This is a genomic window from Prevotella melaninogenica ATCC 25845, from assembly GCF_000144405.1.
GTDB classification, from domain to species: domain Bacteria; phylum Bacteroidota; class Bacteroidia; order Bacteroidales; family Bacteroidaceae; genus Prevotella; species Prevotella melaninogenica.
The window spans coordinates 78,266-103,476 of sequence record NC_014371.1 but is presented as its reverse complement, the minus strand read 5'-3'; the positions used below and the strand labels follow the sequence as shown (position 1 = coordinate 103,476).

General features: G+C 42.9%; 20 protein-coding genes. 6 read left to right on the top strand and 14 right to left on the bottom strand.

All coding sequences use genetic code 11. The features are described 5' to 3' along the window. Positions 1-36 precede the first annotated feature (36 nt). The 5 genes from HMPREF0659_RS07540 (at position 37) to HMPREF0659_RS07520 (ending at position 9,110) form a co-directional block, all read left to right on the top strand. Complete coding sequence (locus HMPREF0659_RS07540) at positions 37-4,509, top strand: translocation/assembly module TamB domain-containing protein (RefSeq protein WP_013265564.1); 4,473 nt, start codon at positions 37-39, stop codon at positions 4,507-4,509. Between the two features lie 108 nt (positions 4,510-4,617). Next, positions 4,618-6,402 (top strand): 30S ribosomal protein S1, encoded by a 1,785-nt coding sequence (gene rpsA / locus HMPREF0659_RS07535; RefSeq protein WP_013265723.1) that lies wholly within the window; start codon positions 4,618-4,620, stop codon positions 6,400-6,402. 282 nt (positions 6,403-6,684) lie between these two features. Continuing rightward, the gene (locus HMPREF0659_RS07530; RefSeq protein ID WP_013265801.1) at positions 6,685-8,037 is read left to right on the top strand and encodes a TIGR00341 family protein; all 1,353 of its coding nucleotides are present in this window, start codon (positions 6,685-6,687) and stop codon (positions 8,035-8,037) included. A gap of 344 nt (positions 8,038-8,381) precedes the next feature. Continuing rightward, entirely contained in the window at positions 8,382-8,687 is a 306-nt protein-coding gene (locus HMPREF0659_RS07525; protein WP_044046028.1) for a YtxH domain-containing protein, read from the top strand. Between the two features lie 36 nt (positions 8,688-8,723). Then, positions 8,724-9,110: a hypothetical protein gene (locus tag HMPREF0659_RS07520; RefSeq protein WP_013265331.1), complete on the top strand. Its 387-nt coding sequence runs from the start codon at positions 8,724-8,726 to the stop codon at positions 9,108-9,110. A 251-nt stretch (positions 9,111-9,361) separates the two neighbouring features. Here HMPREF0659_RS07520 and HMPREF0659_RS07515 read toward each other — a convergent pair whose 3' ends face one another. From HMPREF0659_RS07515 to HMPREF0659_RS07445, 14 genes are all read right to left on the bottom strand, one after another. Next, complete coding sequence (locus HMPREF0659_RS07515; RefSeq protein ID WP_009434647.1) at positions 9,362-9,616, bottom strand: GlsB/YeaQ/YmgE family stress response membrane protein; 255 nt, start codon at positions 9,614-9,616, stop codon at positions 9,362-9,364. Positions 9,617-10,406: 790 nt separating this feature from the next. Further along, positions 10,407-11,384: a F0F1 ATP synthase subunit gamma gene (locus HMPREF0659_RS07510; protein WP_013265274.1), complete on the bottom strand. Its 978-nt coding sequence runs from the start codon at positions 11,382-11,384 to the stop codon at positions 10,407-10,409. Positions 11,385-11,396: 12 nt separating this feature from the next. After that, on the bottom strand, positions 11,397-12,980 hold the full coding sequence (atpA, locus tag HMPREF0659_RS07505; RefSeq protein ID WP_013265371.1) for a F0F1 ATP synthase subunit alpha: 1,584 nt from the start codon (positions 12,978-12,980) through the stop codon (positions 11,397-11,399). A 13-nt stretch (positions 12,981-12,993) separates the two neighbouring features. Beyond that, a complete protein-coding gene (locus HMPREF0659_RS07500) occupies positions 12,994-13,530 on the bottom strand; it encodes a F0F1 ATP synthase subunit delta (RefSeq protein WP_013265896.1) in 537 nt (178 codons plus the stop codon). A gap of 6 nt (positions 13,531-13,536) precedes the next feature. Then, the gene (gene atpF / locus HMPREF0659_RS07495) at positions 13,537-14,049 is read right to left on the bottom strand and encodes a F0F1 ATP synthase subunit B (protein ID WP_013265089.1); all 513 of its coding nucleotides are present in this window, start codon (positions 14,047-14,049) and stop codon (positions 13,537-13,539) included. A gap of 52 nt (positions 14,050-14,101) precedes the next feature. Further along, positions 14,102-14,341 (bottom strand): ATP synthase F0 subunit C, encoded by a 240-nt coding sequence (gene atpE / locus HMPREF0659_RS07490; RefSeq protein WP_004360677.1) that lies wholly within the window; start codon positions 14,339-14,341, stop codon positions 14,102-14,104. An 86-nt stretch (positions 14,342-14,427) separates the two neighbouring features. Continuing rightward, entirely contained in the window at positions 14,428-15,525 is a 1,098-nt protein-coding gene (atpB, locus tag HMPREF0659_RS07485) for a F0F1 ATP synthase subunit A (protein ID WP_013265582.1), read from the bottom strand. Positions 15,526-15,528: 3 nt separating this feature from the next. Continuing rightward, on the bottom strand, positions 15,529-15,939 hold the full coding sequence (locus tag HMPREF0659_RS07480; RefSeq protein ID WP_081439551.1) for a hypothetical protein: 411 nt from the start codon (positions 15,937-15,939) through the stop codon (positions 15,529-15,531). 30 nt (positions 15,940-15,969) lie between these two features. Further along, a complete protein-coding gene (locus HMPREF0659_RS07475) occupies positions 15,970-16,209 on the bottom strand; it encodes a F0F1 ATP synthase subunit epsilon (RefSeq protein WP_004360672.1) in 240 nt (79 codons plus the stop codon). A gap of 39 nt (positions 16,210-16,248) precedes the next feature. Next, positions 16,249-17,772, bottom strand: a complete 1,524-nt coding sequence (gene atpD / locus HMPREF0659_RS07470) for a F0F1 ATP synthase subunit beta (RefSeq protein WP_004360670.1) — start codon at positions 17,770-17,772, stop codon at positions 16,249-16,251. A 62-nt stretch (positions 17,773-17,834) separates the two neighbouring features. Beyond that, on the bottom strand, positions 17,835-18,812 hold the full coding sequence (gene pfkA, locus HMPREF0659_RS07465; RefSeq protein WP_013265475.1) for a 6-phosphofructokinase: 978 nt from the start codon (positions 18,810-18,812) through the stop codon (positions 17,835-17,837). Between the two features lie 757 nt (positions 18,813-19,569). Next, a complete protein-coding gene (locus tag HMPREF0659_RS07455) occupies positions 19,570-21,210 on the bottom strand; it encodes a hypothetical protein (protein WP_013265337.1) in 1,641 nt (546 codons plus the stop codon). A 17-nt stretch (positions 21,211-21,227) separates the two neighbouring features. Then, positions 21,228-23,345, bottom strand: coding sequence for a TonB-dependent receptor (locus HMPREF0659_RS07450; RefSeq protein ID WP_013265680.1), 2,118 nt, complete (start codon positions 23,343-23,345; stop codon positions 21,228-21,230). 131 nt (positions 23,346-23,476) lie between these two features. After that, positions 23,477-23,797: a hypothetical protein gene (locus HMPREF0659_RS07445; RefSeq protein ID WP_013265571.1), complete on the bottom strand. Its 321-nt coding sequence runs from the start codon at positions 23,795-23,797 to the stop codon at positions 23,477-23,479. Positions 23,798-24,551: 754 nt separating this feature from the next. Between HMPREF0659_RS07445 and HMPREF0659_RS07440 the strand changes: the two genes are divergently transcribed. Continuing rightward, a complete protein-coding gene (locus tag HMPREF0659_RS07440) occupies positions 24,552-25,211 on the top strand; it encodes a hypothetical protein (RefSeq protein WP_013265854.1) in 660 nt (219 codons plus the stop codon).

Sequence of the window (25,211 nt, the reverse complement as noted above, 5' to 3'; positions counted from 1 at the left end):
AGTATAAAATGGTTTTTTTGTAGTTTTGTAGACGCATTGAAGAAACTTAGAACAATTATACGATGGGTTATATGGACCATAGCGGGTCTTTACATAACCACAATCGTACTGCTGCACATACCAGCAGTACAGGGTTTTCTTGCCCAAAAAGTAGGTGACGTAGCGGGCAATAAATTGGGTACAGAAGTGCACGTAGGACGTATTGATTTAGGCTTTATCAATCGTTTCGTATTAGACGATATTCTCATCTATGACCAAAGTCACAAGAAGATGTTATCGGCATCACGAGTAGGAGCAAGGGTCGATATCTGGCATCTCTTACGTACAGGTGAGATTAATATTTCCTCTGCACAGCTTTTTGGTTTACAGGCAGAACTATACAAAACGAGTAAGGATGCCAAACCTAACTTCCAATTTGTATTGGATTCATTAGCTTCTAAGGACACGACAAGTCACACTCCTTTACACTTGTCCATTAATAGTCTTGTGATTCGACATGGCAACATTAAATATGATTGTTTAGATGCACCTACCACGCCTAACAGACTGAATCTGAACCATATCAACGTAAGTGACATCTCGTCTTACCTCATTCTTAACAAGTTGGATGACACGAGTGTGTGGGCTGATCTCAGGGCATTGGCTTTCAAAGAAGCATCAGGCTTAGAGGTTAAACAGTTGGCTTTTGAATTAAAAGCTAATCAACAGCAAGCCACATTACGTGACTTTATCTTCGATGGAACTAACAGTAAGATCGTGCTAAAGGAGTTACTTACAACCTACACATTCAATAACAAGAAGTTGGATTTCAACACTTTACGTTACACCATCAAGGACTTCAAAGCTGCAATAAAGCCTTCCGATTTTGCCCCTATCCTACCCGATTTAAAGCCATTGACGACCAGCTATACAGCTACAGTTGATGCAGAAGGTACAAGTCAGTCGGTATTGGTAAAACATCTTAACGTTTCTGACCAGACTCTTTCGACTCAAATTAAGGCGAAAGGATGGGTAAGAAACATCCAAAAGAGTCCTATTTGGGACTTCACTTTCAGCCCACTGAAGGTTAGCAAGAACACCCTTCAATCCATCACAAAAGTTACGCATAAACCCCTCCCTAAACCATTGAGTAACATTGGTAGTATCTACTATCGTGGTACTTTCGCCCATAACATGGGGAAATATACAGCAAAGGGACTGCTAAACACAGATGCTGGTAACGTTCAGTTGGCTACTGTTATTCACGGAAAGAACATCCAAGGAACGGTCAGTACTACCGAATTGAATCTTGCGAAAGTACTTGACAACAACGACTTTGGTAGGTTAAGCACGAATATCAAGGTGGAAGGCAACACTGACCTATCCTATATTGCCGCAAAGGGTGACGTTTCCTCCTTCTATTATAAGGGCTATACCTATAAGAATATTCACCTTGACGGAATCTATAAGAACGATATTTTCATAGGTAAGGCAGCGATAAACGACCCTAATGGAAAGCTGAATATCGACGGAAAAGCTGCCAACATAATGGCTTTCATGCAACACAAAGGAAAACTGTCTACCGACATCTCAATCATTGCTGATGCCGTTAACTTACACAAACTTCAGTTAACAGAGGCGTTGGGTAACAGAACAATCTCCTTTACTTCTAAGATTAAAGGACAGGGTGCGAGCTTGAATGATATCATAGGAAACCTCGATGTCAGTAACTTTGCTATGATTGGGGAAGGTCAGAACATTATCCTTAACCAGGTAAGTATCAAGACCAACAACGGAATCTTAGGTAAGTCGCTTGACGCAGAGACTGACTTTGGTGAGCTACACCTTGCTGGACAGTATGATTATAATCAATTGCCACAAAGCATAAGACGTATCTTAGGACATTATATCCCAAGTCTTTTCTCACCAACTCCACGCTTTAACATGGGCATTGGCAAGGCAAACTACGCCTTCACTTTGCGCCTAAATGGTACGAAGTTTATCAATAGTCTGCTGAATACTAATATTGTTTCTTCACATGCTATAAGGCTCGCAGGACTTGTAAGAGAACGCCAGAACGAAATTGACTTACACGTCAACGCGCCCGACGTAACCTACTCAGGACAGCAGATTAAGAATCTTATCTTGAACATTAAGAGTGAGCCACAAGGCTTGCAGACTACTATTTCAGGTGAACGAAAGGGAGAAGCCGGACCACATATCCTTATCAACGCACAGGGATTGATTGCAAACAATACCGTTACTTCCAACATTTCTTTCCGCATACCGGGACTTTCTCCTATATACGGAAATGTCAACAGCATTGCCTCTTTCTCTCGCCGTCATGGCGACTTAGAGACTCGCTTGCACCTCAACCCATCAGAAATCAACTTTGATTCCATTGCGTTACAAGTGCAACCTTCCGATATCTCTTATCATCGGAACAATCTGACCATCGACCACTTTGAGCTTTCCAACCACGACCAGCATATCATTGCTAATGGTCAGACGTCTGGAAATCAAAGCGATTCCATCCTTGTAAGATTCAAGGATGTCAACGTTCCATATATTCTTAACCTTGTTGACTTCCACAGCGTTAAGTTTGCTGGTACGGCTTCTGGTACAGCTTCTATCAAATCGTTCTTCCATCATCCACAGATGCAAGCGAAACTTGAGGTGCAAAACTTCAAATTTGAAGATGGAGATATGGGTACGCTCTTTGCAGAGGCAAACTATAATGACAAAGAAGGTAAGATTAATATCGACGCCTATGCTGACCCTGGTGATGGCACACGAACAGACATCCAAGGCTATGTAGACATTAAGAAAAGCTATATCAACCTTCCTATCTTTGCCAATAACACACATCTCTACTTCCTAAAGAGCTTCTGTGGCTCTTTCATGGACAAGATTCAAGTGCAAGGAAACGGCTGGTGTAAAGTCGTCGGACCCCTTAGTGCCATCAATCTTGAAGGTGACATGCAAGTGCATGGAAGCGTATATGTAAAGCCAACAGGTGTTACCTATAAGATGCGCGATGCACGTGTTCGCATCATTCCAAACGAAATTATCTTTGGAAACGACACTATTACTGACCCACAAGGACATATCGGTATCGTTACAGGTGGATTACATCACAAGAATCTTAGCCACCTCACTTTCGACATCAATATCCTCGCACGAAACCTCTTGGCTTATAACTTCCCTAAGAAACAAGGGAAAGACTCGTTCTGGGGTGTGGTATATGGAACGGGTAAATGTAATATAAAAGGTGAACCGGGTTCAACAACAATGAACATTGATATGGAACCGGAAAAGAACACCTATATAACTTATGATGCCTCTTCAACCAATGATGCAAGTACAAGTAACTTCATTCGCTGGATTAACGTACCAAAGGATAGCACTGGAGTTTTAATCCCTGAGGCTGCGGACACACTCAGTTTTGCGGCAAAACCAGCTCCTAAGAAGGCATCGGATATCGTCAAATTCAGAGACATACCGAGCGACCTACACATCAACTTCCTCGTACATTCAAATCCGAATCTTACGCTTGGCGTCTTACTTGATGATGCCACTGGCGACAATATCCGTCTGAATGGTTCGGGTATGATTCGTGCGTCTTATTATAATAAGGGAGCCTTCCAACTCTTTGGAAACTATAACGTAGACTACGGACAGTATAACCTCACGATTCAGAATATTATCAAGAAGCAATTTATCTTCCAGCCGGGTTCAACGATTGCCTTCGGTGGTGATCCGTTCAATGCTGCGTTAAATCTAAAAGCTAACTATATCATCAATTCTGTTCCTTTGGGCGACCTTGGAATGGGTAAGTCCTTCACATCCAATAACACAAAGGTTAACTGCTTGCTGAATATCGAAGGAACACCAGGTGCACCGACTGTCTCTTTCGGTCTCGACCTCCCAACGCTCTCGCCTGATGCGCAACAGATGATACGCTCTATCCTCAACTCTGAGCAAGAGCTTAACCAGCAAGTTCTCTACCTTTTAGCAGTCGGACGCTTTTACCCACAGAGCAAGAATAACAATCCAGCACGCGACAGTGAATCGCCAAGTCGTGCATCTCTTGCTATGCAGAGTCTACTCTCTGGTACAATTTCACAACAAATCAACACCGTATTGTCCAATGTTGTGAAGGATAACAACTGGAACTTCGGTGCCAATATTGCGACAGGTAATGAAGGTTTCGACAATGCAGAATACGAAGGACTACTCTCAGGAAGCATGCTTAACAATCGTCTGCTCTTCAACGGACAGTTTGGTTATCGAGACAATGTAGCCAAGGATAAATCGTCTTTCATAGGCGACTTCGACATCCGTTACCTCCTCTTCCCAAGCGGTAACGTAGCCTTCCGTGTCTATAACCAAACCAACGACCGTTACTTCACACGTAACTCTCTGACAACTCAGGGTATAGGTTTGATTCTGAAGAAAGACTTCAACAGATTGAGTGATATTTTCGGAAGTAGAAAGAAAAAAACAAAAAAACAGAAGCAAAAGCACTAATATACAGAATATTATTCGTAACTTTGCACCCGATTTGGGCGAACTACGCCCATATTACAGATAATATAAAGTCGAACTTTATTAATTAAATTATTTTTTAAACACTTTATGACAAATTTCAAAGACGTCCAGAATGTACAGCCTTTAGCTGACTTCAACTGGGATGAGTTCGAGAACGGCGCACACGCTGAGGCAAGTAAGAGCGATCTTACTAAGGCTTATGACGAAACTCTTAACAAGATCCAGGAGCACCAGGTAGTTGAAGGTACTGTTATTTCAGTTGACAAGAAGGAAGTAGTTGTTAACATCGGCTACAAGAGCGATGGTATCATCCCTGCTTCTGAATTCCGTTACAACCCAGAGCTCAAGGCTGGTGACAAGGTAGAGGTTTATGTTGAGAACCAGGAGGACAAGCGCGGTCAGCTCGTTCTTTCTCACAAGAAGGCTCGCCTCCAGAAGAGCTGGGAGAATATCAACAAGGCACTGGAGAACGACGAGGTTATCCAGGGTTACATCAAGAGCCGCACTAAGGGTGGTATGATTGTTGACGTATTCGGTATCGAGGCATTCCTTCCAGGCAGCCAGATTGACGTTCACCCTATACGCGACTACGACGTATTCGTTGGTAAGACAATGGAGTTCAAGGTTGTTAAGATCAACCAGGAGTTCCGTAACGTAGTCGTTTCACACAAGGCACTCATCGAGGCTGAGCTCGAGGCACAGCGTAAGGAGATTATCTCTCACCTTGAGAAGGGTCAGATCCTCGAGGGTACTGTTAAAAACATCACATCTTACGGTGTATTCGTTGACCTCGGTGGTGTTGACGGACTCGTACATATCACTGACCTCTCTTGGGGCCGCGTAAGCGATCCACATGAGGTTGTTGCTCTCGACCAGAAGATTAACGTTGTTATCCTCGACTTCGATGAGGAGAAGAAGCGTATCGCTCTCGGTCTCAAGCAGCTCACTCAGCACCCTTGGGATTCTTTGGATCCTAACCTCAAGGTTGGCGACCACGTTAAGGGTAAGGTAGTTGTTATGGCTGACTACGGTGCATTCGTAGAGATTCAGCCAGGCGTTGAGGGCTTGATCCACGTTTCAGAGATGAGCTGGAGCCAGCACTTGCGTTCTGCACAGGAGTTCATGAAGGTTGGTGACGAGGTTGAGGCAGTTATCCTCACACTCGACCGCGACGAGCGTAAGATGTCTCTCGGTATCAAGCAGCTCAAGGAAGACCCATGGGAGGCTATCGAGGTTAAGTATCCAGTAGGCTCTAAGCACACTGCAAAGGTTCGCAACTTCACTAACTTCGGTATCTTCGTAGAGCTTGAGGAAGGTGTTGACGGTCTTATCCACATCAGCGACCTCTCTTGGACTAAGAAGGTTAAGCACCCATCTGAGTTCACTTCACAGGGTTCTGAGATTGAGGTTGTTGTTCTCGAAATCGATAAGGAGAATCGTCGCTTAAGCCTCGGTCACAAGCAGCTCGAGTCTAATCCTTGGGATGAGTACGAGGCAATCTACACTCCAGGTTCAATCCACGAGGGTAAGATTACCGAGTCTATGGACAAGGGTGCTGTTATCACTCTCAACGAGGGTGGTGAGGGCTTCGCTACTCCAAAGCACCTTGTTAAGCAGGACGGCACACAGGCACAGCTTGGTGAGGTTCTCCCATTCATGGTAATCGAGTTCGTTAAGGACACTAAGCGTATCATCCTTTCTCACTCTCGTACATTCGAGGAGGTTAAGGAAGAGCCACGTCGCCAGCGTCCAGCAGCTCAGAGCAAGCCAAAGAATGATGCAGCTGCTATCAACAACGTTGCAGCAGGTACATCTCTCGGTGACCTCGGTGTTCTCGCTGACTTGAAGAAGAAGATGGAGGGTGGCAAGTAATTTGCACTCTAAAATCTAACATAAATAAAAAGAGTATCAAGTTTTCTTGGTACTCTTTTTTTATTCTCTTAGCTCTTTGTTGATCAGAACACCTATTCATATATAGGACTATCGTAATTGCATATCGGCTGTACACTACAACGGAGCCTATCTTTACCAATCTTGTTCTTATGTGAAACGAAAAGAATGTACGCACACAAACACCAGCCCACTCCCTAATAGTTAATCAAGAAACTGCTTGAAACTTTCCATTAAATTTAGTATCTTTGCAAAAAAAACGGAATGCAGGAAAATAACAATCAAACTTTATGGCAGATAATTAAGAGTTATTTCAATGTCTTACCTGACAAAGACGGCGAAAAATATGTTATTAAACAAATAACTAATGGTATCAACTTTCAAGGTTCTAATCTCTGGATACTTATCTTTGCCGTATTTATTGCATCCTTAGGCTTAAATGTCAATTCAACAGCAGTAATTATTGGTGCTATGCTCATCTCTCCACTGATGGGACCAATCATCGGTATGGGATTAGCTCTTGGAATTGCTGACTTGGACTTGTTCAAACAGTCCATAAAAAACTATTTGGTAAGTACATTCATTAGCGTTATTACTGCAACAATCTACTTTACACTTTCACCTATCACGGATGCTCAATCCGAACTCTTAGCACGCACATCGCCTACCCTTTATGACGTATTGATAGCTCTTTTTGGTGGTGCTGCTGGATTCTTAGCTATGTCAACAAAAGGAAGAAACAACGTGGTGCCGGGTGTTGCCATTGCCACAGCCTTAATGCCACCACTTTGTACAGCAGGTTATGGACTGGCCGTACAAAACACATCCTACTTCTTTGGAGCATTTTACCTTTATTTCATCAATACTGTTTTCATTGCTTTTACAACCTGTCTTGGTGTACGCTTTCTGCATTTTCATAGAAAGCAGTTTATCAATCGTGAAAAAATGAGACGAGTAAATTTTTACATCGTCAGCATTATCATTATCACAATTATCCCTGCAAGCTACATGACATGGAACATCATTAAGCAAAGTGTATTTGAAAATAACATAGAGAATTTCGTTACAAAGGAACTTAATTATAGCGGAACAAACATTCTCTCACACCAATACGACCTAAAAACCAAAACCCTCCATGTGGTAGCGGTGGGCAATCCAATATCAACTGATTCGATAGCTAAAGCACAAAAAATGATGACTAATTATCAGCTTGATGGCTACGCACTAAAGGTGATACAAGGATCTAACTCTGATAGCTTATTACTCCTACAGCACAAGAATAAAGGTCAGTTGATGGTAGGAGAAAAAAATACGGCTGAATGGCAAGAACTTGCATATAACAACGATGTGCTAAAGAAGGAACTAACTTCTTATACACGTTATCCAGTACTTGCTAACGACATGCGAGAAGAACTTAAAGTCGTATGCCCCTCAGCAAAGAGTATTATACTTTCAAAAGCATCTGAGTCTTTCGTTGATTCTGCTTCAATAAAAAATCATATCGTGGCTATAGTCAAAACAAACAAGACACTTGCCAAAGACAACAGAAAACAGCTTTATGACTGGCTCAAAGTGAAAGTCAAATCTGACAGCCTTGAACTAATTATTTTACCATAATAATAGTACTATACAAGAGTAAGAAGTACCAAACCACCACGGGTTTGGTATTTTTTTTATACTTACATACATAAACAAAAACTCTAAAATTAAATGTAGAAGATAGTTATATAGACTTGACTTTTTTTTGTAAAAATTGTATTGCTATCAAGTAAACATTGTTTTTAAAAGGCGCTGATAGTGATTTTTATTAATATATAAAATATTATCACAACAACCATGGAAAATGTTATTCTTTATAAAATTACCACACAATTCTCACATCAATATTGCTTATCTCAAATTTATTTGTTATATTTACAACGACAGTATATTTTTAAACTAATTAAAACATATCTAAGACTATGTCGAAAATTGGAAGCATTTTATTAGGAGTAGCAGCTGGAACAGTTGCAGGTATAGGTGTACTTTTTGTACTTGACAAGGATAAAACCTTATGTAAAAAGAATTCTATAGGCGATAAAGTTGATGAACTAAAAGACCAAATAGATAGTCTTACAAGAAAAATGCGTGATAAATCTATGGAGTTAAAAGGCACTTTAGAAGAAAAGGTTGACAATCTTTTATCAGATACAAACAGTAAACCTGAAGACCTTGTTAAGCTATTAGAAAAGAAATTAGCATCATTGAAAGAAAAAGTTAAGAAATAACTTAGCTGATTAGTAACCCTTAAAATCAAATTATTTATGAAAAGAATCTTCAGTTTAGCTACTTTGATTTGTTTATTCATAGTAGCTCTTACTTCAATCTCTTGTAGCAAGACAGATGACCCTGCAGACAATGACATCTTTGTAGGAACATACAAAGGAAGAATCACTTATTCAGGTGATAAAATAAAGAAAAGTGCCGATAATGGTTCTATAACCGTCATTAAAGCGGCTGGTAGCTACTATTTTAGATTTTCAGATGGAATCCCTGACCTTAAAGGCATAACCTTTAAGAAGGAAGGTGACCACACTTTAGTAAACATCGACTTGAAAGAAGGCGTAAAAATAATTAGAATCAATGCTTCATCATTGAATATTCTATACACTAAAGATGGTAAAATATGGACTGCTAACGGAAAGAGATAGTAGAGAGAAAACATAAGAGTAAAGCCCCGAAATGTCATACATTTCGGGGCTTTACGTTTATTAATTATTTAACTATAGTAGTGTTCCTACCATCTTTTATTTTCTTATCAGTTCCTTGTCTGTCTTTATAACTTATCATAGTCTGCTGCTACACCTGCGCTACAAAGCAAAACATCTACTCAATGATAAAACAATATATATTATTTAGGCTCTAATGACTTACTTGGTTTAAAACACCCACTTTAGCATCCTTATTTTTTCTTTCCAAACACAATGTTTAATAAGAATAAAACCACAACAGCACCTATAGCACCCGTGATGATAGAACCTATCCACCCGTCACCAAGTGAAATATGAAGCACACTTCCTAAAAGCCAAGATCCTACGCCACTTCCAAGAATACCAACAATGATATTTCCAAAAAGTCCCAAACCGCTACCTTTATAGATAAGTCCACCTAACCATCCTGCAATGGCTCCAATAATAAGTGATGCAATAATGCCCATAAGCTTTAAAATTAATGTCTAACACAAAGGTAAGAAATTTTACCTAAAAATCCAAACAAAAACAAGATTACATTTCCTTATAGCACAAGCGTATAAAACTTCTTACAAGGTTACTACCTAAACCATGCTTGCCAAATTATTACTTTGGAGATAACAATATAGAGTAAACACGTATTAGCTAAACGCTATATTGGCTTCGCATGGTAAATCATAGAAGAAAGGTCAAAGATAGTTCTGCGTAAATTCCATTATTAAAAAGACTCAACAACTTATCTTAAAACACGCAATAGATTTCGAAAAAACATTACAAAATAAACAAACTATTGCACTTTAAAAGAAAGGAAAATTCATCCTTTTAGCATCTTTACAACAATCTGTTTATCAAGTTATTACAAAACAGCATTTCAATAGGTGCCCTTTAAGCCTTCAAAAGGGCGTCTATTGAAGCCTTAAAGAGCACCTTTTACAAGCCTATTGGGCGTCTTTTAGAAGCTAATTGGGCATCAATTGGGAAGGGAGAGATTGAAAAGTTAGGACAAAAGGGAAGCAGCCCCTCCCCCATCCCCTCCCCCAAAGGGAGGGGCGTGATTACTGTGGATAGTATAATTATTGGGCTTATGAGGCTAATTGGGCTGATAAGGCTAATTAATTATTGGGGTAATTAATTATTAGGCTAATTGGGCTAATAAGCCTTATTAGCCCAATTAATCAAAAAAAACAGGGACAAGCAAAGAGCTTATCCCTGTCTATTAGATTCTTTTCACTGCCTCCCCCGAGGGCAAACAGGAAGTTAGTTATTTACCGTACCGCCAACAATATCGAGCAACTCAGACGTAATGGCTGCCTGACGCGACTTGTTATACTGCAAGTTGAGTTCACGAAGCAGGTCGTCAGCATTATCTGTTGCGGTCTGCATGGCAACCATTCGTGCTGCATGCTCAGAGGCATTACTGTCAAGAAGAGCAGTGTAAACCATGTTATTCAGCAGTTTCGGTACCAATGCTTTCAAGACTGTGCGCAGGTCTGGCTCAATGATGAAGTTATCATTCAGAGGAACAACAGCCTCATTATTAGACTTCTGTGTTCCAGACTGTCCTTTCCTCTTGAGATATTCCTGTGCAGCCTTCGTTGCGATATTTGATGAAAGATCGCGCGTAGAGTCGGCATTGACTTCTTCCTCAAGGTCAATTGGAAGGAAATTCTTACGTTGGAGAATCTGGCTTCCTGCACTCTTGAAATGATGGTAGATAATCTCCACCTTATCAAACTCGCCCTTCAACCATTTCTGGCTTAACTCCATGGCAATACTGCGGCACTCCTCAAAATTTGGTTTATCAGCAAGCAACGGATAAGGATATACACAGGTATATCCACGCTTATTTGCTGCTTCATACACCTTTCGTCCTACAGGATAGATGACAATATCCTTGTCGGTCAAGCCCTGCGCATGATATTCGTCTATCGTATGCTGCATCAGCTTGATGACATTCGCATTGAATCCACCACAGAGAGAACTGTTTGAGGAGAACACGAGTAAGGCAACACGTTTCACTGGTCTCTGCTCGTCGAACGGAGTATCCGTATCGGGCGTAGAGACAAGGAAAGCCTTGAGAATGTGTTCGAGCATAGCCGCGTATGGAAGCATACTCTCGATGGCATTCTGGGCATGGTGTAACTTACTCGACGCAACCATCTTCATCGCACTCGTAATCTTACGAGTACTCTGAACACTGGCTATACGAGTCTTGATTTCCTTTAAGGATGCCATTCTGTATTGTCTTTATTTATATTGTCCGGCAATATTGCCCATGACTTCTTCGATTACCTTGATAGAAGTTTCTTCAAGGTTACCAGCAGCCAAATCGCTGATGACGTCGGCATGAGTAGTGCGCATGGTCTCAAGGAACTGGTCCTGGCACTGGCGAACCTGCTCAACAGGTACGTCGCGCATCAAGCCGTGTACACCGCAGTAGAGGATAGCAATCTGCTCACCCACAGGCATTGGACTGTACTGTGGCTGGATAAGTAACTGGTTGTTCTTACGTCCACGGTCGAGGGTCATCGCTGTGACCTTGTCCATATCTGATGAGAACTTAGAGAATGCCTCCAACTCACGATACTGTGCCATATCAATCTTCAACGTACCAGCTACCTTCTTCATACTCTTAACCTGTGCTGAACCACCTACACGAGATACGGAGATACCTACGTTAATAGCTGGACGGAAGCCCTGATTGAAGAGGTCGGACTCAAGATAAATCTGACCGTCAGTAATGGAAATCACGTTAGTAGGAATGTAGGCTGACACGTCACCTGCCTGCGTCTCAATAATAGGCAGTGCGGTGAGTGAGCCACCACCACGTACATGACCCTTCATACACTCTGGGAGGTCGTTCATCTTCTCTGCAATCTCCTGCTGGTTGTTGATACGTGCAGCACGCTCAAGCAGACGAGAGTGAAGATAGAAGACGTCACCAGGGTAAGCCTCACGACCTGAAGGACGACGGAGAATCAATGATACCTCACGATAGGCAACAGCCTGCTTTGACAAGTCATCGTAGATAACGAGGGCTGAGTAGCCACGATCGCGGAAGTACTCACCAATGGCAGCACCGGCAAATGGAGCATAATACTGCATAGCAGCAGGATCAGCCGCTGTAGCACTTACGATAATTGTATAAGGTAATGCGCCACGCTCCTTGAGGTTCTGCACCAATGTAGCAACGGTAGAAGCTTTCTGACCGATGGCAACATAGATACAATAAACAGGATTACCCTGCTCGTAGAAGCTCTTCTGATTGATGATAGCATCAACGGCAATGGCTGTCTTACCTGTCTGGCGGTCACCAATGATAAGCTCACGCTGACCACGACCGATAGGAATCATTGAGTCAACAGCCTTCAGACCCGTCTGGAGTGGTTCCTTCACTGGCTGACGATAGATAACACCTGGCGCCTTACGGTCCAATGGCATTTCAAAAGAGTCAGTCAAGTCGATTTCACCCTTACCATCGATAGCCTCTCCAAGCGGATTGACTACACGTCCCAAGAAGTTGTCATTGACACGGATAGAGGCAATACGGTGTGTACGCTTCACGCTCTGTCCCTCCTTGATACCTTCAGTAGGACCAAGAAGGACACAACCTACATTGTCTTCCTCCAAGTTCATGACAATAGCCATGGTGCCATTCTCAAATTCAAGCAACTCGTTGGCTTCAGCATTGCGAAGACCATAGACACGTGCTACACCGTCGCCGACGGTCAGTACGCTACCGACTTCATCAAACTTCTCCTCAGAGTTGATGCCTTGAAGTTCTTTCAAAAGAATCTCAGACACCTCACTTGGTTTAATTTTATCTGACATGTTATTAATCTAATTACTTTTTTAATTGTGTGAGGATAGCATTCAGTTTGCTCTTCACGCTGGCGTCCATTCTGTAAGTATCGTACTCAAGAATAAAGCCACCTATGAGTGAAGGGTCAACCTCAGTGTTGAACTCAACGGTTCCCTGTGCTCTGGATTGTACCAGTGCTTTCATCTTGTCTTCCGTCTGGGAAGAGACAGGCGAGGCTGTGATGACCTTTCCGCGAATGATGTTCTTCTGCTTACGATACAGAGCGACATAGTCATTCGCCATAAGCTGTAGCAACTCCTCTCTATCTCCCTTCAATACAAGGGAAAGGAAGTTACCAACAAGCTCAGGACAATCGTCGCCACAGGCTACTTCCAATAGCTTGCGCTTCTTGTCCTTCGGAAGCATCGGGCTTTCAATCGTCATGCGGAGTTCGGGCACCTGAAGGTAATTCTGGGCAAGTGTTTGCATAATAGCATACACCTTGTCCTCGATACCTTGCTCACAGGCAGCCTTCAACAGCGCACGAGCATAGCGAACCGATATTACACCTGTATTCATAAGCGATTATTTACTTTCTGTTCCGTTAGAAGAAGCAACTTCATCCAATAAGCTGTTGATAAGCTGAGTTTGCTCGGCTGAACCAGACAGTTCCTTATGCAGAATCTTCTCAGCAATCTGCACAGAAAGCTCTGCAACCTGCGAACGGATGTCGCGGATGGCAGCCTGCTTCTGACTTTCAATCTCTGCCTTGGCTTCAGAAAGGATACGAGCACTCTCGTCGCGTGCCTTCTCTTGTGCCTGACCGACTATGGTTTCACGTGTCTCAGACGCCTCTCTAAGGATTTGCGCCTGTTTCTCACGTGCCTCCATAAGCAGCTCCTCACCTTGTTTCTGAATGTTGGCAAGCCTCAAGTTGGCTTCTTCTGCCTTTGCAAGACTCTCGTCAATGTACTCCTTGCGCTCGTTCACCATCTTGATGATAGAAGGGAATCCCCACTTCCATAAGATGAAGAAGACCACTAAGAAGACAAGGGTCATCCAAAAGAGTAAGCCACTATCTGGCAATAATAATGACATAAGCTGCTAAATTACTTTTCTTACCAATTTGTTTAATAATTCTCTGAGTAGTTTAGAATACACAGAGGAGAGCGATAATTGCAGCGAAGAAGGCAACACCCTCAACCAATGCGGCTGCAATAATCATAGCAGAACGAAGCTCACCGATCTTCTCTGGCTGGCGAGCCATAGCGTCCATAGCCTGACCACCGATACGACCAATACCAAGACCTGCGCCTACGGCTGCGATACCTGCACCGATAGCGGCGCCTAACTTTGCAGTTTCTGCTGCTAATAACAATGATGTCAACATAGTTTCTTTCTTTTAATTATTAATTATTTTTTATTTCTTATCTATTCTCTCGGGAGATGAGAAGCGTTTCTCTCCTTCACTCCTTTTTATCCTTCTGCCTCATGAACACGTGCTAAAGAGATAAATACAGCACTCAGCATCGTGAATACTAAAGCTTGAATAAAGCTAACCAGAACCTCCAAAAGCATCATGAAGATACTCATACCTACACTCACAATCGTCATGGATGAACTTAGGACAACACCCATCGTTGCCATGATGAAGATGATACAGGTTAAAGCCAACGCAATAGCATGTCCTGCCATCATGTTGGCAAAGAGACGCACCATCAATGCGAAGGGCTTTGTGAAGATACCAAAAATCTCAATAACTGGCATCAAAGGCACCGGTACCTTCAACCAAGTTGGCACATCAGGCCAGAAGATATCCTTCCAATAATGCTTTGTTCCCGAGAGGTTTGTCACGAGGAACGTACACACGGCTAAGAAGAAGGTTATGGTTATATTACCCGTAAGGTTACCACCTCCTGGTGGGAATGGCACAATACCCATGACATTAGCCACAAAGATGAAGAAGAAACACGTCAGAAGATAAGGTGCAAACCTGTCTGCATCCTTACCCAACGTAGGCTTAATCACCTCATCATAGACATACATCACAAACATATGCATCAAACCAGTGAAGCCTTTTGGTGCCTTATCCGTAACCTTATGGCGACGACACCAGCGTGCTGGAATCAAGATACACAGCAAGAGAATGATGGCATCAATGAAGAGTACACACACCGACTTCGTGATAGAGAGGTCGAGAGGGCGCATTTCTGTGCCGCCCTTCTGCAACTCAACGATACGACCTTCGTAGTTCCCCTTCGTTGCAATGAATAGGTCTGGGTTGTTCTTACAAGGACGATAGCCCGCATGTGGACCTTCTTCTAACGGCTCTTCAGCAAAGTCCTCAGCACAACCCGTGTACCAACCATTTGATGTCTTCACAATGACTGGCAGGTTGATGATGATTGGCTTATCACCGATATTGGTTACATGCCACTCGTATGAGTCCTTAATATGTCCCCACAATATCTCCTGCAGGTTAACACCCTCCCCTTTACTCTCTGATGCGGCAGCACCAGGCAGAAGCAGGAAGAGCATCATCACCATACAAATCAGATGCTTGAGATATTTCATTCGTTAATTATTAATTTTATTGTTCTTTTCCACTTTGTAAAAATAGACGGTATCGAATGCCAACAGCACAAGATAGAATATCATAAAGATAACGACAAAGCCGATTACCATTGCGCGTTCTTTCACCACCATTGCATAAACGACAACAGTCAAGAATGCCAACAGCATACGAAAACCAGAGCCCGCAAGATAGAAGTTATTCATAACCGTGGGCGACTGACTGGCTATCGCTTTCCATGCTCCTCCATAGATAGAAGAGGTGATAAGTGAGTAAACAGCACTGATAGTCAGCAAATTGATATAAGCCGTTTGCTGCGTTAGCTGCACAACGAGTAAGCCAATAAGATAGAGACCTGCGATAATCAGCAAGTTATTCTTATAGTACTTCTTATACACTTTGTTAACATCCATCATCCGTATTCAGCTGTCTGTCGGTTATATCTTTTAGATTTCTACGCAAAGACTGACCAAGTTCTTCTTCACCTCAACGAATCCGCCAACGATATGAAGTTCCTTAGTATCACCTTTTACGCTGTAAGCTACCTTGCCTTCAACGAGTGTAGAGATGATAGGCGCGTGATTATTGAGAATCTCAAATGGTCCCACTGTACCAGGAACCAGCACACTATCCACCTCGCCTGTAAAGACAATCCTTTCGGGAGAAACTATTCTAAGTGTCAACATAGACAATTCAATTATTATTCAGTTTGTGCAAGAAGATGATTACTTAGTAGCCTCCAAAAGACGCTTAGCCTTCTCCTTGACATCCTCTATCGTACCAACGTTCAAGAACGCCTGCTCTGGGAGATCGTCAACCTCACCATTCAAGATAGCATTGAAGCCCTTGATGGTTTCCTCGATTGGTACCATAACACCCTTAACACCAGTGAACTGCTCAGCAACAGTAAATGGCTGAGAGAGGAAACGCTGTACACGACGAGCGCGGTTCACAACCAACTTATCCTCGTCTGACAACTCGTCCATACCCAAGATGGCAATGATATCCTGCAATTCATTATAGTGCTGAAGCAACTGCTTTACTCTTTGCGCACACTCATAGTGGTCCTTACCAACAATCAGTGGGTCAAGAATACGTGAGGTACTACCCAATGGGTCTACCGCAGGATAGATACCAAGCTCGGTAATCTTACGGCTCAACTCTGTTGTTGCATCCAAGTGGGTAAAGGTAGTAGCTGGAGCAGGGTCGGTCAAGTCATCAGCAGGCACGTAAACCGCCTGTACTGAAGTAATTGAACCATGCTTTGTAGAAGTAATACGCTCCTGCATCGTACCCATCTCACTTGCCAAAGTAGGCTGATAACCTACGGCTGATGGCATACGACCCAACAACGCTGATACCTCAGAACCAGCCTGCGTGAAACGGAAGATATTATCGATGAAGAACATGATATCTGCTGCCTCACCATTCTTACCTCCGTGATCACGGAACTCCTCAGCAACGGTCAGACCAGAGAGTGCCACTGATGCACGTGCCCCTGGTGGCTCATTCATCTGTCCATAGACAAGTGTTGCCTGCGACTTCTGCAATTCTTCCTGATCAACAAGCGAGAGATCCCACTTGCCTTCATCCATTGCCTTGCGGAACTTCTCACCATAACGGATAACACCTGACTCCAACATATCGCGAATCAAGTCGTTACCCTCACGTGTACGCTCACCTACACCGGCAAATACTGAGTAACCATTGTGACCCTTAGCGATGTTGTTAATCAACTCCATGATAAGTACCGTCTTACCTACACCGGCACCACCAAAAAGACCAATCTTACCACCCTTCATGTAAGGCTCAAGTAAGTCGATGACCTTAATACCGGTCTGAAGCATCTCTTTATGCGTAGAGAGGTCTTCAAACTTTGGCGCCTCGCGGTGGATAGGATAAGCACCTTCCATACTCAGTGCCTCCATACCGTCGATAGGCTGACCGATAACGTTCATCATACGACCCTTAATCTGGTCACCAGCTGGCATAACGATAGGACTGCCTGTTGGCACAACCTCAAGGTTACGCTGCAGACCATCCGTATTATCCATAGCCACACAGCGCACGGTGTCTTCACCAATATGCTGCTGTACCTCGATAATCAAATCCTGCCCATTCGCACGTTTTACGCGTAGGGCATCATGAATCTTTGGCAGAACCTTCTCAGGATTCTCTCCCTTGGTATCAAAGTAGACATCGATAACTGGACCGATAATCTGGGAGATGCGCCCATTAATCTGTGACATAAATATCTTTGTTGTTTTTTATTATTATTTCCTCTATATATAAATAAGGTGTAAAAATCTCTTTAAATACTCAACTCGTCGAGAACCTTAATAAGTTTCTTGTCGAAAGGCTTATCTGAACGGATTGCCTCAGACAAAGGAACATAAACCACCTCATTGTTTCTTACACCTACCATAATATTACGTTGTCCCTGCATAATGGCCTCAATAGCACCAACACCCGTACTACTTGCAAGGATACGGTCGCGTGCTGAAGGGCGACCACCACGCTGCAAGTGGCCAAGAATTGACACACGTACGTCATAGTCAGGGAACTCCTTGCGTACACGGTCAGCATAATACATCGCTCCACACTTAGGGCTCTCAGAGACGATAACGATACAACTTCTCTTAGACTTACGAATACCACGTTCCATGAAGCGACCCAACTGGTCGACGTTAGTAGAGTCTTCTGGAATAATCGCTGCCTCTGCACCACTCGCAATAGCCGAGTTCTGTGCAAGGAAACCAGCATCACGTCCCATTACTTCTACAAAGAAGATGCGTTCATGGCTCTGAGCGGTATCACGAATACGGTCGACACACTCCATAATTGTGTTCATCGTCGTGTCATAACCGATGGTGCTGTCCGTACCATAGAGGTCATTATCTATCGTACCCGGCAGACCGATGCAACAGAAATCAAACTCCTGTGCAAACATCATCGCACCCGTCAACGAGCCATTACCACCAATGACAACCAACGCATCAATACCCTCCTTGACAAGGTTATCGTATGCCTGCTGACGTCCTTCCATCGTTTTAAAACCTTTTGAGCGTGCCGTCTTGAGTATCGTACCGCCCTGACCGATAATACCGCTAACATTCTCAGTGGTAAAAGGCTTAATGTCATCCGTAATCAATCCCTCATAACCACGATAGACACCTTTGATTTCAAAACCATTATAGATGCCGGCTCTGGTCACAGCACGTATTGCTGCGTTCATTCCAGGGGCGTCACCGCCAGAGGTCAGAATACCTATTGTCTTTATTTTGCCCATATATAGTCTTAGAACTCTTTTTTAATTAAATCCAAGCGCAAAGATAACAAATAAATGGCACAAAAGCAAAGTACAACCAGAAAAGTTACCTACATCTTAAAAAAAATATCTTATATCAGCGAATTTTCACTACTTATCTATGAACTTTAAAATGTCACACAAAGAAAAGGAGAACAGGGAATATTATTAAACCCTAATCGTTCATTAGTCCACAATATGTAACAATAAGGCAAAGGTAGAGAGGAGGGACAGAGACAAAGTTCAAACCAAATTTCTGAAGGGACACAAAAACCATGAAGGCACTATCGATGTGTGGAGCAACAGACATAACAATAAATTACTCATGGAATCTTTCTCCGTTAGGCAACTCCCCTCCTTCGGAGGGGTTGGGGGAGGTCCTTCTCATGAAATATCCTTACATATTATTGCATAAAAAGGCAGAAAAGATGGTTAAAACGTATCTTTTCAGCATCCCTGTAAATTTTTTATTATCAAGCAGTTGCAAAACAGAGTTTCAAAAGGTGCTTAGTAAGGGTCCAAAAGGGCGTTAGTAAGGGGCTTAAAGGGCATCTTTTGCAAGCCAATTGGGCATCTTTTCAAAGGCAAAAGATGATGTTTTTAAATCGAGGATATGAAAGGTTTTTACAATAATACAGAAATACAGAAGACAGAAAGGGCGTAAATACTTTCTGTCTCCCATATTATTTCCTCCTCTATCGCATCAAGAGCGGTAGGGATAAGCCATTAACTTTCTCGTTTAGAACCAGAAACCAGCATCGCTGTGCTTGCTATCTCCGTGGAAATTCCACCAGAAATCGAGGACAGCAGTCTTGATATCGGTTATTCCAAAGGCATCCATCAGTGAACGGATTGACACCAAGTTACTCTCGGAATAATCCTTTGCATTGTCGCTTAACTTATCGTAATCAGTGTCGTAAACCTTTTCATCCAGTTCGCGCTCATCGCTGTCCATATAGATATTCATCGGTACGACGATGGTTGGCAGCCATGCTTCCTCCTTCAACTGACGGGCGGTTGGCGCACAGAAAGAACTTGCTTTGCCATTTGTCAACTTAGAGTTACGAGCGCGCATCAGGCGAATTTCGAGGTTAAACTGCTTATGCGTACGCAAGAACTTAAAGTAGCCTTTGTGTCCGATAGGGTTCGACTGACCAGTGAATTTAGCACCATCAAACTTGTTAGTCTTATTCCATGGGTCCGTATCACAGTAGACATAATCGAAGAATTCAGTAGAGTTAACATCGGTTGCCTCCTTCTTTCCGCCATAAGAAGGGCGAATATCATCTACCATAAAGAAGTGCTGATAGTGGCTGTCTTCGCCATTATTGACGATTTGAGAGGTAATTTCGTTGCCTGCCTTGTCGTAATAGTGGATGACAAAAGCCGACACATAATGTTCCTCACTGCTTCCCATAAGGTTCACACTCTTACCATTCTGTGGGTCAGCCACCCATTTTCCATTCTCCAAAGTATAGGTAAGTTTATAGTTACGACCGATATACTTCAATTCTTTTGGTGTTGGGTTCTGATGAAAAGCATGTGGACCATGGAGGTGACCATTATAGATTTCGATCACCGCCTTTGCAGGATTGATAAGTGAAGGGTCGGTAGTACTCTCCTCAGTTGACTGCCCATCAATCACGATAGGCAGTTTAACGTTGATATCCCAAAGTCCAATGCTAAGCAACTTTCCAGCTGGATTGTAGAAAGGAGAGGCCTTTCCGTCGTCACCAAACTTACTTCCTGCAGCGTGAAGCAGGTCGACAGAGAGTGTAAACTCACGTCCAGGCTTCACGAACTTAATAAGACCTTGGAAGCCCATAGGGTTCGTATCGCCAATGAAAGTGCCGTTCAACTCGTCGATATAGCGGTAGTCGTAAGGCAGTTCTGCTTTGTTGGTGACACGCACAGAGCTCATCTGTCCTTCATACATCACCTGCTTGAACATTGAGAAGAAGTGCTGATGAATCTTATCCTGACCAAGGTTATAGAACTGACTGTTCATCATTTCGCCCTTTGCATTATAATACTCCATCTTCAAAAGGTAAACGACAGAAGGATTGTCCACGCTATTCTTTACGCTGAACGACTTCGTTGCACTCGTCACATGCCAGCCTTGACCAGCCGTTGTCTCCCACTCTATCACTTGAGCAGGAACTGAAGCCGCTTTGAAGTTAGCCATCTTTGGCGTATTGTCGAAGGCAGAAGCATTGTCGAGTGTTCCTTCCTGCAGTGTAAAGACAGCCCGAACAGGGTCTTCATGTAGTTTGTTTTCTTTCTCATTCTCAGGCTGTTCAGGGTTACAAGCCACGAACAGCATGGTCATTACTGCACTGAAAGCAAGCACAAGACCATTTATAAATCTTTTTGTTTTCATCGTTTTTATCTTTTTAATTAGAAGTTCCATGTAATCATACAGCGCACATCACGCCCCATATCATGGGCATAGTAGCGGCTGCGGTTAGTGTATTCCTTGTACTCACGGTTAAGGATATTGTCTCCCATCAGTCCTACTCGAAGTGACTGACCTTCACGCATTGGCACCGAGAAGCTAACATCAAAGCCCATAAGATGATAGGCTTCAGGACTGTTGGCGATGAGGTCTGTGGCAGGGTTGAAGCGTGTTTGCTTAGCCACAAAGCGATGAGTGAGTCCTAACTTAGGTGAGAATGCCTTGAAGAAAGGCAGCGACCACGTCAGTGAATGGGTCAGACGGAAGCTCGGAATATAAGGTAGATAGGCGTGAGAAGGCATCTCACGTGCCCAAATCATTGCCGTAACAAGATGATAATCGAGCGACGATACGGGGCGAACGTGGGCATCTAAGTCGACACCTTGGAAGAAAGCACGTGTCTGTCTGTACTGGAATACAGGGTAAGCACCTGATACAACCGTGATATTCCGCCCTGTTGGCTGGTCGAAGATGTAGTTATTAATCCACTGAAGGTAGCCATCGAGCTGAACATCAAAGTACTTACTTGTATACTTCAAAGAGCTAATCCACTTGTAACTCTGCTCTGAAAGGAGGGTTGAATCGCCCTTAACGAAGATACCAGAACTAAGTTCGTTGCCATTACTATACAGCTCATAGACGTGTGGGGCACGCCAAGCTACACCAAAATGGGAGGTCAGTTTCAGTTGTTTATTGATGTGATAATGACCACCAAGACTATAAGTAAAGTTCGCAAAGTCACGCTTTCCGCCATATCTTCGTCCTGTCCAATCATAGCCGTCAGCCTTTGTTTGCTGTCCATCAAAGCGCACTCCAGCCTCCATTCCCCATCGATCAGCAGTGAATTTCTGCAGCGCATAGAGTCCGAAAGCTACCTCCGTGTAATTCGGAATGATAGGAACAACACCCGTTCCACGCTCGTTCGTGTTATCAGTTATCAGCAGTTGCGCTCCTGCTTCACTCTTCCAATGCTGATAACCCTTGTTCCATACGAGTGAGTTCTGCAACGAATTCAAGTGCAAACTGACGGTAGGAATGTCCGAATGGTTCAGACGTCGGATGCGGTTTTCGCGTCGATTGTCCTGCTGGAAGGTTGATTGAAAAGCGAAATGTCCTATCTTTTCGTGATCAAAAAACGCCTTGAAATAGACATTATGATGAGTTATCTGCTGAAAAGGATAGTCTATATGCCGACTGAAAGGTGTGAAGTCGACAGGCTGACCGAGGCGGATACGCTCTTGTAACAGCTGTTCGTTACCCATCTGTGCACTCTGCATAACACCTAATTTCTGTGCAAACAGACTATAACCTGTCTCTAATCGCCACGCTCCACGCCTATAACCTAAGGCGAGGGAGAGGTCGTTTTCACGCATTCCAGTATTGTTTAGCAGGTAATGAGCCGTACTTCTGTCGCCTCCATTCTCGGTATTCAGATGTAAACGCCACGCCCAGTCGCCATGCCACTTAAAGCTATTTTCAACATAACCTGAGGCTCCGAAGCGTCTGCCATTGGTGCCATAAAGTCCCGCTACCATACCATGAAGACCACTGACATCATAAGGTAAGGGGGAAGGTTGCATAAGCACAATACCGCCAAGTGCCTCAGAACCATATCTTACAGCATCTGCTCCTTTCACCACTTCGATGTTACTATAACTGTTTTTATCTACTTCTGGGGCATGATCTGCACCCCATTGCTGACCCGTCAGACGTGCACCATTGCTCACCAAGAGTATGCGATTGCCATACATTCCGTGTATCACAGGCTTTGAAACAATTGTTCCTGTCTGGATAGAACTTATACCACTGACCCCCTCAAGCAATGAACCTAAGGAGCGTCCCATAGCATTTGTAATGGCGGTTTGATTGATTTGACTGCCTATTTGGTTTACACTCATCATCTGGCGACGAGTAGAAACCACAACTTCACTTAGGCAAATGGAATCATGAGTAGGCTTAGTGGTATTCTCATGCTGTGCAGCTAACGGCATACACCAACACAGCAATGCGAATAAAACACCAGCCCACTGATGCCTGTCTAATTTTAATTTAAGCATCATAGACTAAATATTAAATGTCAATAGACGGCTCTTTCGCCTCAGCAAATGGGCAAAGAACCTACGAAAAGTTTGTCTTACGGACATGTATGCACACCTTAGTGCGCACCAATCCCATATAAATAAGGTGATGATTAGCCCACTGTCGGAGGCGAATGGCTATTGATTGAGACAACAGCCTGATAGACAGTTTGTTCTGTAAATATACGTTTTGGGACCCAACTTATCGCTACAACAGGCTGGAAAACTGTTGCTTTAGCTTCGACAGACTCGTGCATTGTGAAGTCACAAGTGCTACAAACCTGCTTCAACGAAGCATTATGGCTTACAGAAGCCTTGTCTGAACCGTGATAAGAAGTGTTATGATAGTGGAAATCTTTGAGCAAAAGCATAGAAGTGAACACAAAAAGAAGTGTCCACGCATAGATAAGTTTTATCGTTGTCTTTTGCTTCATCTTTTTCCAATATGCGGCATGTAACTGAGTTGTTACTCATGCCTTAAATGAATTTTGGGGGTAAAATTACGAAAAAAACAGCAGGTATTTCTCCACAACCTATTTATTTTTTGCGATTTTAAACATAGTTAACACAAAAACTACTTAGTAGTTATTCTGCAATCACTTTATAAACAAGAGGGGTTCGTTTGTTAAATTCATAGAGTAGAGATAGGGTAAAGATTTATACGCTTGTAGGGTATTAGTATCTCAAATGACTTGGTCTTACAAAGGAGGATAAACTACAAGATAAAATGCAAATAGATATTCAACCTATCCGTCTTCTGCAAACAACTGATTCTCACACATCGTTATTTGTAAACTATTTTCATACAACTCAAAACCAATACATGCTCTTTTGGCTTCTAAAAGATGCCTAATTGACTTGCAAGAGGTGCCCTTTTGAAGTCTTGTTAACGCTCTTTTGAAGTCCAATTAGGCACCTTTTCTGATGCTACTTTATAACTAACTGATTTCCTGTTGGTTACAAACACACTTTTTATATGTGTTTTTATCCTTATTTATAAGGGTTTTACTTGAATTTATGTAATGATTTTTCAAAGCGTTATCCACCACTTCGAAGGAGTATGAGAAAAGGCTCTTCTATATCGGAGGATGAGAAAAGAATAGATAGTGAGAACCACAAAAAACATAAGAAATACTTGCTTATTAATGTAGAAAAACGTAAATTTGTCCCATAACTAACTTTAACAATATGCAAAAACCGCAATGGAATAGAATAAAGGACTTTGTTCAACGCAAAGAACTATCGCTTGCAATGGGCTTACACCTTGGTGCAATATTCCTCTGTGGACTAATTTATATCCTGCTACCCGAAGACGTACACCTGCGTTGGGGACTGACTTACATACCAATTTGGACTGCTCTTCTGTCACCGATTGCACTGATGATTGCAGCACGAAAAAGCAAAAGAAAGTTGGTGATACGCCTTTACAGTGGGGTGATAGGCATAGGGCTTTGGCTACTTGCTATTTTCCTTCAAGTCATTGGGGGCGACATTTTTCTCCCCTCCACCTGCTTTTGCAAAGACGGTGATTACCTCGTAAGACGAGAGTACGACTTCTTTAACAGCGACTTGATAGGTGTTTATAAAGTTAACGGACTAACAGAAAAGAGAATATCATTCTATAGTTACGGCAGTCCCGACTCTATCAAGGTTTATGATTCATTGAATGTCATCGCTTTCTATTGCCCTACAAGGATAGTGGGAGACCCATGGCTCACCGACACCATTCCCCCTGTCCGTGTCATCGAACAACTCCGCGACTACGAAATAGATTCTGAACGGAGGAAGAAGATAGAACAACTTGCCCACCGACTTAACGTCCGACTCGGCTATACACTGACTAAATAA

Coding starts and splice junctions, on each gene's coding strand:
- HMPREF0659_RS07440 (WP_013265854.1), top strand. CDS start 24,552: ATGCAAAAACCGCAATGGAATAGAATAAAGGACTTTGTTCAACGCAAA.
- atpB (WP_013265582.1), bottom strand. CDS start 15,525: ATGAAATATCTCAAGCATCTGATTTGTATGGTGATGATGCTCTTCCTG.
- atpF (WP_013265089.1), bottom strand. CDS start 14,049: ATGTCATTATTATTGCCAGATAGTGGCTTACTCTTTTGGATGACCCTT.
- HMPREF0659_RS07500 (WP_013265896.1), bottom strand. CDS start 13,530: ATGAATACAGGTGTAATATCGGTTCGCTATGCTCGTGCGCTGTTGAAG.
- atpD (WP_004360670.1), bottom strand. CDS start 17,772: ATGTCACAGATTAATGGGCGCATCTCCCAGATTATCGGTCCAGTTATC.
- HMPREF0659_RS07530 (WP_013265801.1), top strand. CDS start 6,685: ATGCAGGAAAATAACAATCAAACTTTATGGCAGATAATTAAGAGTTAT.
- HMPREF0659_RS07445 (WP_013265571.1), bottom strand. CDS start 23,797: ATGAAGCAAAAGACAACGATAAAACTTATCTATGCGTGGACACTTCTT.
- HMPREF0659_RS07520 (WP_013265331.1), top strand. CDS start 8,724: ATGAAAAGAATCTTCAGTTTAGCTACTTTGATTTGTTTATTCATAGTA.
- HMPREF0659_RS07515 (WP_009434647.1), bottom strand. CDS start 9,616: ATGGGCATTATTGCATCACTTATTATTGGAGCCATTGCAGGATGGTTA.
- HMPREF0659_RS07455 (WP_013265337.1), bottom strand. CDS start 21,210: ATGAAAACAAAAAGATTTATAAATGGTCTTGTGCTTGCTTTCAGTGCA.
- HMPREF0659_RS07525 (WP_044046028.1), top strand. CDS start 8,382: ATGTCGAAAATTGGAAGCATTTTATTAGGAGTAGCAGCTGGAACAGTT.
- pfkA (WP_013265475.1), bottom strand. CDS start 18,812: ATGGGCAAAATAAAGACAATAGGTATTCTGACCTCTGGCGGTGACGCC.
- atpE (WP_004360677.1), bottom strand. CDS start 14,341: ATGTTGACATCATTGTTATTAGCAGCAGAAACTGCAAAGTTAGGCGCC.
- HMPREF0659_RS07450 (WP_013265680.1), bottom strand. CDS start 23,345: ATGATGCTTAAATTAAAATTAGACAGGCATCAGTGGGCTGGTGTTTTA.
- HMPREF0659_RS07510 (WP_013265274.1), bottom strand. CDS start 11,384: ATGGCATCCTTAAAGGAAATCAAGACTCGTATAGCCAGTGTTCAGAGT.
- atpA (WP_013265371.1), bottom strand. CDS start 12,980: ATGTCAGATAAAATTAAACCAAGTGAGGTGTCTGAGATTCTTTTGAAA.
- HMPREF0659_RS07475 (WP_004360672.1), bottom strand. CDS start 16,209: ATGTTGACACTTAGAATAGTTTCTCCCGAAAGGATTGTCTTTACAGGC.
- rpsA (WP_013265723.1), top strand. CDS start 4,618: ATGACAAATTTCAAAGACGTCCAGAATGTACAGCCTTTAGCTGACTTC.
- HMPREF0659_RS07480 (WP_081439551.1), bottom strand. CDS start 15,939: ATGATGGATGTTAACAAAGTGTATAAGAAGTACTATAAGAATAACTTG.